The organism is Pseudomonas sp. 14P_5.3_Bac1, from assembly GCF_025466135.1.
Taxonomy (GTDB): Bacteria; Pseudomonadota; Gammaproteobacteria; order Pseudomonadales; family Pseudomonadaceae; genus Aquipseudomonas.
The window spans coordinates 1-14180 of the sequence record NZ_JANLOF010000061.1; the positions used below are offsets into that span (position 1 = coordinate 1).

Annotated in this window: 13 protein-coding genes and 1 pseudogene; 9 read left to right on the top strand and 5 right to left on the bottom strand. The window is 61.7% G+C overall.

The features are described from left to right. Window positions 1-110: 110 nt before the first annotated feature. Window positions 111-1355 carry a saccharopine dehydrogenase family protein gene (locus NTD89_RS16365; protein WP_145164524.1) on the bottom strand — a complete coding sequence of 415 codons (1245 nt, stop codon included), beginning with the start codon at window positions 1353-1355 and terminating at the stop codon, window positions 111-113. A 28-nt stretch (window positions 1356-1383) separates the two neighbouring features. Further along, entirely contained in the window at window positions 1384-2481 is a 1098-nt protein-coding gene (locus NTD89_RS16370) for a carboxynorspermidine decarboxylase (RefSeq protein ID WP_145164522.1), read from the bottom strand. 276 nt (window positions 2482-2757) lie between these two features. Here NTD89_RS16370 and NTD89_RS16375 point away from each other — a divergent pair, with 276 nt between their 5' ends. The 7 genes from NTD89_RS16375 to NTD89_RS16405 all read left to right on the top strand — a co-directional run bounded on the left by NTD89_RS16375 (window position 2758) and on the right by NTD89_RS16405 (window position 9703). Further along, window positions 2758-3777 (top strand): LacI family DNA-binding transcriptional regulator, encoded by a 1020-nt coding sequence (locus NTD89_RS16375; protein WP_262208608.1) that lies wholly within the window; start codon window positions 2758-2760, stop codon window positions 3775-3777. Then, window positions 3761-4765, top strand: coding sequence for an ABC transporter substrate-binding protein (locus NTD89_RS16380; protein ID WP_242197398.1), 1005 nt, complete (start codon window positions 3761-3763; stop codon window positions 4763-4765). The genes NTD89_RS16375 and NTD89_RS16380 overlap by 17 nt, the downstream gene beginning before the upstream one ends. Further along, a complete protein-coding gene (locus tag NTD89_RS16385; protein ID WP_145164516.1) occupies window positions 4766-5584 on the top strand; it encodes an ABC transporter permease in 819 nt (272 codons plus the stop codon). After that, window positions 5581-6375, top strand: coding sequence for an ABC transporter permease (locus NTD89_RS16390; protein ID WP_262208610.1), 795 nt, complete (start codon window positions 5581-5583; stop codon window positions 6373-6375). Before NTD89_RS16385 ends, NTD89_RS16390 begins: the two co-directional genes overlap by 4 nt. Then, window positions 6372-7403, top strand: coding sequence for an ABC transporter ATP-binding protein (locus NTD89_RS16395; RefSeq protein WP_262208611.1), 1032 nt, complete (start codon window positions 6372-6374; stop codon window positions 7401-7403). The genes NTD89_RS16390 and NTD89_RS16395 overlap by 4 nt, the downstream gene beginning before the upstream one ends. Before the next feature lie 9 nt (window positions 7404-7412). Beyond that, window positions 7413-8246, top strand: a complete 834-nt coding sequence (locus tag NTD89_RS16400; protein WP_262208612.1) for a phosphodiesterase — start codon at window positions 7413-7415, stop codon at window positions 8244-8246. Window positions 8247-8383: 137 nt separating this feature from the next. Continuing rightward, the gene (locus tag NTD89_RS16405; protein ID WP_262208613.1) at window positions 8384-9703 is read left to right on the top strand and encodes an OprD family porin; all 1320 of its coding nucleotides are present in this window, start codon (window positions 8384-8386) and stop codon (window positions 9701-9703) included. Window positions 9704-9722: 19 nt separating this feature from the next. Here the strand turns inward: NTD89_RS16405 and NTD89_RS16410 are convergent, their stop codons facing one another. From NTD89_RS16410 to NTD89_RS29550, 3 genes and pseudogenes are all read right to left on the bottom strand, one after another. Next, window positions 9723-10205: a GNAT family N-acetyltransferase gene (locus NTD89_RS16410; protein WP_262208615.1), complete on the bottom strand. Its 483-nt coding sequence runs from the start codon at window positions 10203-10205 to the stop codon at window positions 9723-9725. Continuing rightward, window positions 10202-10588: a GFA family protein gene (locus NTD89_RS16415; protein WP_262208617.1), complete on the bottom strand. Its 387-nt coding sequence runs from the start codon at window positions 10586-10588 to the stop codon at window positions 10202-10204. The genes NTD89_RS16410 and NTD89_RS16415 overlap by 4 nt, the downstream gene beginning before the upstream one ends. A gap of 33 nt (window positions 10589-10621) precedes the next feature. Next, window positions 10622-10993: pseudogene (locus NTD89_RS29550) on the bottom strand (hypothetical protein); the annotation flags it as partial. Window positions 10994-11171: 178 nt separating this feature from the next. Here NTD89_RS29550 and NTD89_RS16425 point away from each other — a divergent pair. Continuing rightward, complete coding sequence (locus NTD89_RS16425; RefSeq protein WP_262208618.1) at window positions 11172-11777, top strand: LysE family translocator; 606 nt, start codon at window positions 11172-11174, stop codon at window positions 11775-11777. 98 nt (window positions 11778-11875) lie between these two features. Then, window positions 11876-14164, top strand: coding sequence for a 5-methyltetrahydropteroyltriglutamate--homocysteine S-methyltransferase (gene metE / locus NTD89_RS16430; RefSeq protein ID WP_262208620.1), 2289 nt, complete (start codon window positions 11876-11878; stop codon window positions 14162-14164). The last annotated feature ends 16 nt before the right edge of the window (window positions 14165-14180 follow it).

Consider the following 14180-nt stretch of genomic DNA (forward strand, 5'->3'; position numbering starts at 1 on the left):
GCAAGCCCGCTCCCACATTTTGAATCTTCATTGGATTCCGGGTCTGTATATGCCCAAACAAAAAATGCGCCCCAAGGGCGCATTTTTTTGTTCAGTCAGCAATCGCCTGTTCAGGCAATCGCATCCCACGCACGGTCGCCGTTCTCGTCTTTGATCCGAGTCGGCAAGCCCATCACGTCCAGCGCTTTAAGGAACGGCTCAGCCGGCAGCTCCTCGACGTTGGCCATGTGTTTCACATCCCACTCGCCACGTGCAACCAGCAGCGCTGCGGCCACCGGTGGTACGCCTGCGGTGTAGGAGATGCCCTGGCTGTCCGTTTCAGCAAAGGCTTCTTCGTGATCGGCCACGTTGTAGATGAACATCTCACGCGGCTGGCCATCTTTGCTGCCTTTGACCAGGTCGCCGATGCAGGTCTTGCCGGTGTACCCAGGGGCGAGCGAAGACGGGTCGGGCAGTACGGCCTTGACCACTTTCAACGGCACCACTTCCAGGCCTTCGGCGGTCTTGACCGGTTTTTCGGAGAGCAGGCCGAGGTTTTTCAGCACGGTGAACACGTTGATGTAGTGTTCGCCAAAGCTCATCCAGAAACGCACGTTGGGCACGTCGAGGTTTTTCGACAGCGAGTGCACTTCATCGTGGCCGGTCAGGTACAGGTTTTGCGAACCGACTACCGGCAGGTCGTCGGTGCGTTTGACTTCGAACATGGTGTTGCTGGTCCACTGGCTGTTCTGCCAGCTCCACACCTGTCCGGTGAATTCGCGGAAGTTGATTTCCGGGTCGAAGTTGGTGGCAAAGTATTTGCCATGGCTGCCGGCATTGACGTCGAGAATGTCGATCGAATCAATGCGGTCGAAATGCTGTTGCTGCGCCAGCGCGGCATACGCGTTGACGACACCCGGGTCGAAGCCCACGCCTAGGATGGCGGTGATGTTCTTCTGTTTGCACTCTTGCAGGTGGTTCCATTCGTAGTTGCCGTACCACGGCGGGGTCTCGCAGACCTTGCCCGGCTCTTCGTGGATGGCGGTGTCAAGGTAAGCAACGCCGGTATCGATGCAGGCGCGCAGCACCGACATGTTGAGGAAGGCGGAACCTACGTTGATGACGATCTGCGAGTCGGTCTCGCGGATCAGGGCCTTGGTCGCTTCCACGTCCAGGGCGTTCAGCGCGAAGGCTTGGATGTCGGCGGGCACCTTGAGGCTACCCTTGGCCTTGACGCTGTCGATGATGGCCTGGCATTTGGAGATGTTGCGCGACGCGATAGCAATACGACCGAGTTCGTCGTTGTGCTGCGCGCACTTGTGGGCCACCACCTTGGCGACACCTCCTGCACCAATGATAAGAACGTTCTTTTTCAATTGCTTTATCTCTCCTTTATCCGCCAGCTTACGAAAGGCTGGACAGGTAGTCGTCGTAACCAAATTCACGAACCACCTCGACAGTACCGTCGAGTTGTTTCACTACGATGGACGGCATTTTCAGGCCGTTGAACCAGTTTTTCTTGACCATGGTGTAGCCCGCGGTGTCGATGAACGACAGCCGATCGCCGATGGCCAGCGGACGATCAAATTGATACTCGCCGAAGATGTCCCCGGCCAGGCAGGATTTGCCGCACACCATATAAGTGTGTTCACCCTCGCTCGGCGCCAGCTTGGCGTTGAGGCGATAGATCAGCAGGTCCAGCAGGTGGGCTTCGATGGAGCTGTCTACCACGGCGAGATTTTTGCCGTTGTAGAGGGTGTCGAGCACGGTGACTTCCAGCGAAGCACTGTTGGTGATCGCCGCTTCTCCCGGTTCCAGGTAAACCTGCACGCCGTACTTCTCGGAGAACGCTTTCAAACGGGCGCAGAACGCGTCGATGGCATAGCCTTCGCCGGTGAAGTGAATGCCGCCGCCGAGGCTGACCCACTTGACCTTGTGCAGCAGCGCGCCGAAGCGTTCTTCGATGGTGCCGAGCATCTTGTCGAACAGGCTGAAATCGCCGTTCTCACAATTGTTGTGGAACATGAAACCGGAGATCTGCTCGATGACGCCTTCGATCTTCACCGGGTCCCATTCGCCCAAACGGCTGAATGGGCGCGCAGGGTCGGCCAGCAGGTAGTCGGAGCTGCTCACCTGTGGGTTCACGCGCAGGCCACGGGTCTTGCCTTCGCTGCGTTCGGCAAAGCGTTGCAGCTGGCTGATCGAGTTGAAGATGATCTTGTCGCAGTTCTCCAGCATCTCTTCGATTTCATCGTCGGCCCAGGCCACGCTGTAGGCGTGCGCCTCGCCTTCGAACTTCTGACGGCCCAGCTTCAACTCATACAGCGACGACGAGGTGGTGCCGTCCATGTATTGCTGCATCAGGTCGAATACCGACCAGGTGGCAAAGCACTTGAGCGCCAGCAAAGCCTTGGCGCCGGACTGTTCGCGCACGTAAGCAATCTTCTGCATGTTGACCAGAAGTTTCTGTTTATCGATGAGGTAGTACGGCGTTTTGATCATTTTTGAGAGCCTGCGGCGGTGCCTGCCAAAAAAGGACACGCATTGTGCCCGCACTTGGATCAGATCGAAAGGTTAGCGGGCGGATTTTGCTGCGCCGGTTTCCAAGCATACCCGCGGAGTATGACTATCTGTGGCTACACACCGATCTGATGGGGCAAGCCCCCTCCCACATTTAGCACGGGGGCGCTGCCATCAAACCGTCATCTTGGCACCACGCTACTGCCATATTCCGCCGTTACTGTCCTCGCCAATGAGATCGATCTCAAGCGAGTGACCATGACTGACCTGAAAGACGTTGCGCAGCTGGCCGGGGTATCCCGCGCCACCGCCGCCCGCACCTTTGCTTCCCCCGACCAGGTGCGCCCGGCGACCCGTGAGCAAGTGTTCGCCGCCGCCCGCGAGCTGGGCTTTCGGCCGAACCTGCTCGGCCGCCAACTGCGCCTGCAAACCACCCAGCTGATTGGCGTGGTGGTGCCCAACCTGCTCAACCCGGTGTTCGCCGAGCAGTTCCAGGCCATGGAGCGTGCCGCCCGGCTGCGCGGCTATAGCCTGCTGCTGGCGACCACCGACTACAGCAGCGAACGCGAAAGCATTGTGGTGGAAGAGTTGCTGCGCCAGCGCGTCGACGGGCTGGTGTTAACCGTGACCGACGCCGAATGCAACAGCGTGCTCAACAGCCTTGTCAGCGAACAAACACCGTTCGTGCTGGCGTATCACCAACCCAGCAACCCCAGCTACAGCGCCGTGTCGGTCGACAACCGCGCGGGCATGGCCCTGGCCACGCGTTATTTGCTCGAAGCCGGGCACCGGCGCATCAGCATGGTCGCCGGCCCCGCGTTGCAGTCCGACCGTGCGCGCCTGCGTTACGCCGGCTATTGCGACGCGATGCGCGAGTACGGGCTTAAAAGCCGCGCGGTGATTGAAATGCCGGCTCACACCCAGGCCGAGTTCGCGGCAATCGAGCCGTTCCTCCAAGGCCCGCAGGCGCCGACCGCGCTGGTGTGTTCCAACGATTTTCTGGCCATCAGCCTGATCGCCGAGTTGCGCCGCAACGCCTGGAATGTGCCCGAGCAACTCTCGGTGATGGGCTTTGACGGCATCGCCCTCGGCACCCAGATGCACCCGACGCTGTGCAGCGTGGTGCAGCCCATCGGCCTGCTGGCCAGCACGGTGATTGACCAATTGCTGGCGCAGATCGCCGGCAACGCCCCGATTTCCCATTGCCTGCCGTGCCATATCCGGCCCGGCGACAGCACTCAACCCTTTGAGGAGACACCTGATGCGCGCGTTCAGTAAAACCCTGGCAGCCGTGCTGCTGTGCGGCATGGCCAGCTTGGCCCAGGCCGCCGAAACCGCGATTTGCTACAACTGCCCACCCGACTGGGCCGATTGGGGCAGCCAACTCAAGGCCATCGCCGCCAATACCGGCGTGCAGGTGCCGCTCGACAACAAGAACTCCGGCCAGTCGCTGGCGCAGTTGGTGGCGGAGAAAGCCGCGCCGGTGGCCGACGTGGTGTATTACGGCGTGACCTTCGGCTTGCAGGCGCAAAAAGCCGACGTGGTCGGCACCTACAAGCCCAAAGGCTGGGAGCAGATTCCGGCCGGCCTGAAAGACCCGGCCGGCCACTGGTTTGCGATTCACTCCGGCACCTTGGGCATCATGGTCAACGTCGATGCACTGGGCGGCTTGCCCGTGCCGCAAAGCTGGGCCGACCTGCTCAAGCCTGAGTACAAAGGCATGGTCGGTTACCTCGACCCGTCCAGCGCGTTTGTCGGCTACGTCTCCGCCGTGGCGATCAACCGCGCCTTGGGCGGCGACCTGGATAACTTCGCCCCGGCCATCGACTACTTCCAGAAGCTCGCCAAAAACGCGCCCATTGTGCCCAAGCAAACCGCCTATGCGCGGGTGCTGTCCGGTGAGCTGCCGATTCTGGTGGACTACGACTTCAACGCCTACCGCGCGCGTTACAAGGACAACGCCAACGTTGCCTTCGTGATTCCCAAAGAAGGCAGCATCAGCGTGCCGTACGTGATGAGCCTGGTGGCCAACGCGCCGCACCGCGCCAACGCTGAAAAGGTCCTCGATTTCGTGCTCTCCGATGCAGGCCAGGCACTGTGGGCCAAGGCCTACCTGCGCCCGGTGCGCGCAATGAAAATGCCGGCCGACGTCGCCGCGCAGTTCCTGCCCGACAGCGACTACGCCCGCGCTGGCGTGGTGGACTACGAAAAAATGGCCGCTGTGCAGGAAGCCTTCGCCGCCCGTTACCTGAGCGAGGTCAAGTAAGTGGCAACCTCGGCAAAACATGCCGCCTGGGCACTGGCCCCGGCCTTTGCGGTGCTGTTCGCGTTCTGGCTGTTGCCGCTGGCGCATTTGATCGTGCTGGGCACCGAGCGCCGCGACAGCAACGGCAGCGGCTATTGGCAGGTGCTCAGCAGCACGCAGTACCTGGGCAGCCTGGCGCAAACCTGCGTGCTGGCCGTGTTTGTGACGCTCACCGCGTTACTGATCGGCGGCATCAGTGGTGTATTCCTCGCGCGGCAGCAGTTCTTCGGGCGTTCGGCATTGGTGGCATTGCTCACCTTTCCATTGGCGTTTCCTGGCGTGGTGGTGGGCTTTCTGGTGATCCTGTTGGCCGGTCGCCAAGGCCTGTTTGCGGCCCTGGGCCTGCAACTGGCCGGTGAGCGCTGGATTTTCGCGTACTCGCTGGCGGGGTTGTTTGTCGGCTACCTGTACTTCTCGATCCCGCGGGTGATCCTCACGGTGATGGCCGCGTGCGAAAGCCTCGACCGCAGCCTGGAAGAAGCCGCGCACTCACTGGGCGCCGGGCATTGGCGCGTGGTGTGCGACGTGATCGTGCCGGGGCTGGCGCCTGCGTTGGCCTCGTGCGGGGCGATTTGTTTTGCCACGTCCATGGGCGCGTTCGGTACCGCCTTTACCTTGGGCACGCGGCTGAATGTCACGCCCGTGGCGATCTACAACGTGTTCACCAACTACGCCAACTTTGCCGTCGCCGCCGCGCTGTCGGTGGTGCTCGGTGCAGTGACCTGGGCGGTGTTGCTGCTCACGCGTCGCCTGGTGAAAAACGCGGGGACGGTCCTGTGAAGCGCTCATCGCTGTTTGTGGTGCAACTGCTGTTTACCCTGCTGGTGTGCGCCTTCATGTTGGTGCCGGTGTTGATGTCGTTGCTGGCCGGGCTGACGCGTAACTTCTTCGTCGGCCTGTCCAGCGGCTTGACCTTCGACTGGCTGGTGCAGGTGTGGCAGGCCTATTCGCCCACGGTTTGGCTGTCGCTGCAATTGGCCCTGGCCTGTGCAGTGTGCGTTTGCGTGGTCGGCGTGCCGGCGGCCTATGCCTTGGTGCGCATGAACAACCGCTTCAGCCGAGCCTTCGAAGAGCTGATGGTGCTGCCGGTGGCGATGCCGGGTTTGGCCAGTGCGTTGGCGTTGCTGCTGACCTACGGCCAATTCGGCACGTTCCGCAGCAGCTGGTTGTTCATCCTTGTCGGCCATGTGCTGTTCACCTTGCCGTTCCTGGTGCGCCCGGTGATGGCGGTGATGCAACGTCAGCAACTGCCGGTATTGGAAGAGGCTGCCGCCAGCGTCGGCGCGGGGCCGATCAAGCGCTTTTTCAGCGTGGTGGTGCCCAATTGCCGGGCGGGCATTCTGGCCGGCGTGCTGATGGTGGTCACCCTGAGCCTGGGTGAGTTCAACCTGACCTGGATGCTGCACACGCCGATGACCAAGACGCTGCCGGTGGGTTTGGCCGACAGCTACGCCTCGGCGCGCCTGGAAATCGCCAGCGCCTACACCCTTATCTTTTTGCTGATGATCGTGCCGCTGCTGATTGCGTTGCAGGCCATCAGTGCTCGTTTGTCCCGTGGAGAGCGTCGATGACCGCTATCACTATTCGCCTGCAGGGCTGTCGCAAGGCATTCGCCGACGGCACCGTGGCCGTGCATGACCTGAACCTGAGCGTCGAAGGCGGCGAAACCCTGGCAATTCTCGGCCCGTCCGGCTGTGGCAAAACCACCACCTTGCGCCTGATTGCCGGCCTGGAACGCCCGGACGTGGGCCAGGTGTTTTTCGGCGATCAAGATGTCACGCGCCTGCCCATCGAGCGCCGTGATGTGGGCATGGTGTTCCAGAATTACGCGCTGTTTCCCAACCTGGACGTGGCCGGCAATATCGTCTACGGCCTGAAGATTCGCGGCGTGTCGGCGCCTGAGCGCAACAAGCGCTGCGAGGAACTGTTGGAACTGGTGGGCTTGCAGCACCACGGCAAGCGCAGCATCCATGAACTGTCGGGCGGCCAGCGTCAGCGTGTGGCCTTGGCCCGCGCGCTGGCACCGCGTCCCAAAGTGCTGTTGCTCGACGAGCCGCTGGCCGCCCTGGATGCGCAATTGCGCGAGCGCCTGCGCAGCGAGCTGGATCAACTGCTGCGCGGGCTTGGCATCACCTCGGTGTTCGTCACCCACGACCAGAGCGAAGCCATGGCGCTGGGCGACCGCATCCTGGTGATGGAGCAGGGGCGTATCGCGCAACTGGCCAGCCCTCGGGAGATCTACCAGCAACCGGCCAATGCGTTTGTCGCAGGCTTTGTCGGCAACCTCAATGCCTTTTCTGTGCTGGCGCGGACTGCCCACGGCCTGAAAGTCTGCGGCGGCGAACTGCCGTGGCACGGCGCCGACTTACCGAGCACCGTGTACTGCCGCCCCGAACACCTGCGCGTGATGGAAGACGAAGGGCACCTGCACGGCCATCTGGTCGCGCAGTTCTTCCAGGGCGCACAAAGCCGCCTGCTGGTGGATGTGGGCGGCCCGCAACTGCTGCTGGTGGACAGCAGCGACAACCAACTGCACCGCGTCGGCGCGCCGATTGCCCTGGCAATCGCGCCGCACGTGGTGTTCACCCTGAATGCGTGAGAGCTTATTTTGAACCGTCCGTTTCTTGTTGCGCAGATCAGCGACCTGCACCTTAAAGCCGGTAACCGCCTGACCTATGGCGTGGTCGATACCCTGGGGGCACTGCGCCGCGCCGTCGACCATCTGAACGCCAGTCACCCACGGCCCGATATCGTAGTGATCAGCGGCGACCTGGTGGATTTTGGCCGCGCCGATGAATACGCCGTGCTGCACCCGGAGTTGGCGCGCCTGCACATGCCGTGCTACCTGGTGCCCGGCAACCACGACACGCGCGGGCCGTTACTGGATGCGTTCGGCGATCACGCTTATCTGCCGACGTCGGCAGACGGCCCGCTGGATTGGGTCGTGGATGAGCATCCGCTGCGCTTGATCGGCCTGGACTCGACCATTCCCGGTGGTCACGGCGGCCAACTGCTCGACAGCCAATTGCAGTGGCTCGACGCGCAATTGGCGCTGCGCCCCGAGGCACCAACCTTGCTGATCCTGCATCACCCGCCGTTTAGCAGCGGCATCGGCCATATGGACCGCGAACCCTTTATCAACGCCGCCGCCCTGGAGCGCGTCGTCGCCCGCCACCCACACGTGGAGCGCCTGTTGTGCGGGCATTTGCACCGCCCGATGCAACGGCGTTTTGGCGGCAGCCTGAGTTGCGTGTGCCCCGGCACCTCGCACCAGATCGTGCTTGACCTGCAAGACGCCGCGCCTGCGCATTTCAACCTGGAACCGGCCGGCTACCTGCTGCACCGCTGGGATGCGCAGCACGGGTTGATCAGCCACAACGGCGTGTTCGGGGACTACCCGGGGCCGTATCCGTTTTATGACGCTCATGGATTGATTGACTGAGGTTTTACGGAGGTTCACTTCACTCAACTAAGCACTTAAACGTTGGTTAACGCGGCGGCCAACCTAAGTTGGTCGCGTGCATCCTGCTGCCCTTTTTACGCGCCCGGAACCTGGATTCCGCGCCGGAGTTCGTCCTGATGAAAGCTACTTTGAATGTACTGAGTGTATTAACCGGCGGCCTGGGTATTGCCCTGAGCCCCTTGGCCTCGGCTGATTTTTTGAGCGACAGCAAAGCCAACTTGGGCCTGCGCAACTTCTACTTCAATAACGACAACCGCGACGGCGCCGCCGCACCGTCGAAGACCGAAGAGTGGGGCCAGGCGTTTATCCTCAACTACCAGTCGGGCTTTACCGACGGCACCGTCGGTTTTGGTCTGGACGCCGTCGGCATGCTCGGCGTAACCCTCGACAGCGGCGCTGGCCGCCACGTGGGCAGCTCGATGATTCCCACCGATGACGGCAAGGCAGCCGACAGCTGGGCGCGCGGTGGCGCGACGGCCAAGGCGCGTTTTGCCAAGACCGAACTGCGCTACGGCTACCTGCGCCCGAACTTGCCGATCCTGGTGAGCAACGATGGCCGCCTGCTGCCGCAATCCTTCGAGGGCGCGCAGGTCACCAGCAAAGACATCGACAACCTGACGCTGATCGGCGGCCAGCTGCAACACACCACCGGCCGTGGCTCCAGCGATCGCAGTGGCCTGGCGGCCGCGGGTGGCACGCAAGAGAGCAATAAATTCAACTACGCAGGTTTCGACTACCAAGTGAACAAGGACCTGCTGGTCCAGTACTACTACGCCAACCTCGAAGACTATTACCAACAGCACTTTGCCGGGTTGATCCATGTATTGCCGTTGGGCGATTACGGCTCATTGAAAACCGACCTGCGTTATTTCAACACCACCTCCGACGGCAAGAACAGCACTGCCGCCGGGCGTGCCGAAGGCTATAAGTTCAGCGGCTATACCCGGAAGGGCAACGGCGAAATCGACAACAACACCTGGAGCGCCGCGTTCATCTACTCGCTGGGCCCGCACGCGATCACCGCGGGTTACCAGCAAGTTTCCGACGACAGCAACTTTGCCCAACTCAACCAGGGTGGCCTGGTCAACAAAGGCGAGGGCGGTTCGAGCCTGTACCTTTACACCGACCGCACCGTGCAAACCTTCATCCAGGCCGGCGAACGCACCGCCTTTGCGCAATACGCCTACGACTTTGTCGCGCTGGGCCTGCCTGGCCTGAAGGCGTCGGTGATGTATTTGAAAGGCGACCATATCCTCACCACCGCCGGCAACACTGCCAGCGAATGGGAACGGGACATCTCCCTGGATTACGTGGTGCAGAGTGGCACGTTCAAAAACGTCGGGTTTGGCTGGCGCAACGGCGTGTCGCGCAGTGAAGTGGCGCGCGACCAGGATCAGAATCGGGTGTTTGTGAGTTATTCGATTCCGTTGCTGTAAGTGCGCGATGCACGGTGCCTCATGGCTCTTTTGAGGCCCGTGCTTTCAGCGCGATCAGTGACATTACGTGCGTCGCGTGGTCGTTATCGATACGTTGAAAACCGCAACGCAGATAGAACTGCGTGGCTTGCGGCGTATCGGTAGTGAGCCGTGCTTCCTGAAAATGCGCCGCCGCGTGCGCCAGTAGCCGTTTGACCAAGGCTTTGCCGATTGCCTGTGCGCGCATGCTGGGCGCGATGTACACCCGGCGTAGCCGACCGACCCCGGGACCCGCATAAGGGTCACAGGACACACCGCCGACGCCAATCAACTGGCCGTGGCGAAACACACCGAAAAGGCATTCACCCGGCTGATCAAACCGATTCGTACGGTTTTCCCATTCGCTGATAAGCCGCGTCAGGAACCTGAACCCTTCGGCGACAGCCTGCGCTTGCAGCGCGTGGATTTGCTCGGGAAGCTCTTCCAGTTTGCGTATCGCAACGTCTTCGCTGGCGTGGGTCACACCGTTTCTCCGCAAAACCACGCAGCTCTGGATTCAATGCAGCTGTGCGTCTGCTTGTGCGCAGTAAAAGGGCTATCGAGGGTGCCGACCGCGATAGATATCCATTCTGGAAAACGTCCATGGGCGTCAGACCAGAACAGCGATGATCCGCACCGCGAGCAGAATTGGCGAGTGACGCCCGCTGAAGATTCATAGCGTCGAAGCACATCCGCAGCGGCGTTGATACTGACGGCTGACCGAGGGGCGCTGGCATACGTGGCGAACGCCGCGCCGTGCGCTTTCTGGCATTTTTTGCAGTGGCAGTGGATGACCGCTTTCAAAGGGGTCGACACCTGATAACTGATTGCGCCGCACAGGCAGCTGCCTTGGGTCACTGCATCCATGTTTTGGTGCCTCCCAGTAAATACCGCCACAGTTTATTCCAGTGCGCCACGCCCAGGGTGAATGAGTTGCTGGGGTGAGCAGGGCGCTTGTGGCAAATCGACTTTGCGTGGCGAGCGGGCCTCTTGTGGCGAGCGGGCTTGCCCCGCGTTGGGGGGCGAAGCCGCCCTGAACCCGGCTGGCGCGATGTGCCTGACTGAATGCGGCGCTCTTATCGGGGCTGCTGCGCAGCCCAACGCGGGGCAAGCCCGCTCGCCACAGGAAGCCTGTTTGCCACAGCAAGCCCACTGCACGTCATCGCCGACGGCGTAACCGTAGGTGTCGTTGACGCGCTTGAAATAGTCGGCGTCGATCAGTGCGTCGTGCGTGGCCAGTTTCGGCAGGTCGGCATTGGCCTGGGTGCGAGCCATTGGCGACGGGCGGGGTGTACGCGCTGTGTGTGCAACCGCAGGCAGTCCCACGCAGGCTGCAGCATGGTCATGGCGTGGTTCGCCCACCAGGCGCAACGCTGAACCACAAACGTACAAGATTCAGCGCAAAGCGCCTCAGTAGACTCGCCGGACTTCTTCTACGGCAGGTTTCTCCATGGACATTTTCCTCTACGCCTTTAGCGTCATGTACAGCCCCGGCCCTGTGAACCTGATGGGGCTGAACGCCGGGCTTACCGGCAAATTCCGTCGCTCCAGCGGGTTCTACCTCGGCGTGGGCTGCGCGATGCTGTTGATGTTCGTGCTGTTTGGCTACACCGGCGAGGCGATCATTTCCCAGGCGGCGCTGCCGTATATCTCGCTGGTCGGCGGGGTGTACACGCTGTACCTCGCCTATCAGGTGTTCACTGCCCGCACGGTGGTTGAAGAAACTTCAAGCACGCCCGGCAAGGCCCTCACGTTCTGGAATGGCCTGGTGATTCAGTTGCTCAACCCCAAGGGCATCGTGGCGGTCTTGCCGATCACCAGCGTGATGTTTCCGGCGGCGCATATCACCGGCGCGTCCATCGCCGGGGTTTCGGCTTTGCTGGGGCTGGGCGCGGTCGGCGCGCCGTGGGTCTACGCCTTGCTGGGCGCGGTGTTGGGGCGGCGGATTAACGGCGCGTCGGCGTTCACCGTATTCAACCGCTGCATGGGACTGGCGTTGGCCGGCTGTGCGTATTTCATGTTTCACGCGTTCTATCTCCACGTCGCTTCAACATGAACGAATCTTGTGATCATCTGGAATAGAATGAGTTTGTCTCACGATGAGTGGGTGTCGACAATGGCTGCCATCAAATATCGACATTGGAGTTGTAAGTCATGGCAGTCGCTCATTCCCTGGGATTTCCGCGCATTGGACGCGATCGTGAACTGAAAAAAGCGCAGGAAGCGTTCTGGAAGGGCGAACTCGACGAAGCCGGCCTGCGCGCCGTTGGCCGTGACCTGCGCAACACTCACTGGGCGTTGCAGAAGCAGGCCGGCATCGAGCTGTTGCCGGTCGGCGATTTCGCCTGGTACGACCAGGTCCTGACTCATTCCTTGATGTTCGGCGTGATCCCTGAGCGCTTCCGCCCAGCCGACGGCCAAGCCACATTGCACACGCTGTTCGGCATGGCCCGTGGCGTCAGCGACAACTGCTGCGGCGGTGCCCACGCCCAGGAAATGACCAAGTGGTTCGATACCAACTACCACTATCTGGTGCCTGAATTCAGTGCTGACCAGCAATTCCACCTGGGTTGGGAACAGCTGTTTGAAGAGGTCAAGGAAGCCCGTGACCTGGGCCACAACGTCAAGCCGGTCGTCATCGGCCCGCTGACCTACTTGTGGTTGGGCAAGCCCAAGGGCGGTGACTTCGACAAGCTGGACCTGCTCGATCGCCTGCTGCCGCTGTACGGCCAGATCTTTCAGCGCCTGGCTGACCTGGGCGTTGAGTGGGTGCAGATCGACGAGCCGATTCTGGTTCTGGACTTGCCGCAAGACTGGAAAAACGCTTTTGAGCGCGCCTACAACCTGATCCAGCGCGACCCGCTGAAAAAGCTCGTGGCCACCTACTTCGGTGGTCTGGAAGAAAACCTCGGCCTGGCCGCCAACCTGCCGGTCGATGGTTTGCACATCGATCTGGTGCGTGCACCGGAGCAGTACCCGACCATTCTTGATCGCCTGCCGGCTTACAAAGTGTTGTCCCTGGGCGTGGTCAATGGCCGCAACGTCTGGCGCTGCGACCTGGAAAAAGCCTTGGCGACCTTGCAGCACGCACATGAAAAGTTGGGTGATCGTTTGTGGGTGGCGCCGTCCTGCTCACTGCTGCACAGCCCGGTCGACCTGGGCCGTGAAGACACGCTGGATGCCGAGCTGAAAAGCTGGCTGGCCTTCGCCGTGCAGAAGTGCGCGGAAGTGGCGGTGCTGGCCCAGGCCGTCAACGCGCCGCAGGCGCCGAATGTACGCGCCGCGTTGGCGCAGAGCCGCGCCGTGCAAGCGGCTCGCGCGGCTTCAACGCGAATTCACAAACCTGCCGTACAAGCCCGCGTGGCGGCGATCACCGCCAAGGACAGTCAGCGCCAGTCGCGGTTTGCCCAGCGTATCGAGCAGCAACGTGCCGGCCTGAACCTGCCGCTGTTGCCGACCACCACCATCGGTTCGTTCCCGCAAACCGCCTCGATCCGCCTGGCGCGCCAGTCGTACAAGGCCGGCAAGTTGAGCGAAGCCGAGTACGTCGAAGCGATGCACAGCGAGATCAAGCACGCCGTGCAAGTGCAGGAAAACCTCGGTTTGGACGTGTTGGTGCATGGCGAAGCCGAACGAAACGACATGGTCGAGTACTTCGCCGAACAACTCGACGGCTACGTGTTTACCCGCTTCGGTTGGGTGCAGAGCTACGGTTCGCGCTGCGTGAAACCGGCGGTGATCTTCGGCGACCTGAGCCGCCCGAACGCCATGACCGTGGAGTGGATTCGCTATGCCCAAGGCCTGACCAGCAAGGTGATGAAGGGCATGCTGACCGGCCCGGTGACCATGCTGATGTGGTCGTTTGCGCGTGAAGACGTGAGCCGCGAAGTGCAGGCGCGTCAACTGGCGCTGGCGATTCGTGACGAAGTGGTTGACCTGGAGGCGGCCGGCATCAAGATCGTGCAGATCGACGAAGCGGCGTTCCGTGAAGGCTTGCCGTTGCGCCGGGCGCAGTGGCAACACTACCTGGACTGGGCCACCGAAGCGTTCCGCCTGTGCGCCTGCGGCGTGCGTGACGAAACCCAGATCCACACGCACATGTGCTACAGCGAGTTCAACGATGTGATCGAGTCCATCGCGGCGATGGACGCCGACGTGATCACCATCGAGACGTCGCGCTCGGACATGGAGTTGCTGGACGCGTTCGAAGCGTTCGCGTACCCCAATGACATCGGCCCGGGCGTCTACGACATCCACTCGCCGCGCGTGCCGGATGCGTCGGAAATGGCCAACTTGCTGCGCAAGGCCGCCCAGCGGATTCCGGCCGAGCGCCTGTGGATCAACCCGGATTGCGGTTTGAAAACCCGCGGCTGGCCGGAGACAGAAGCGGCGTTGGTTCATATGGTCACCGCGGCGCGTCAACTGCGCGCTGAGCTGGCGTAACGCGGTTTAAACATGT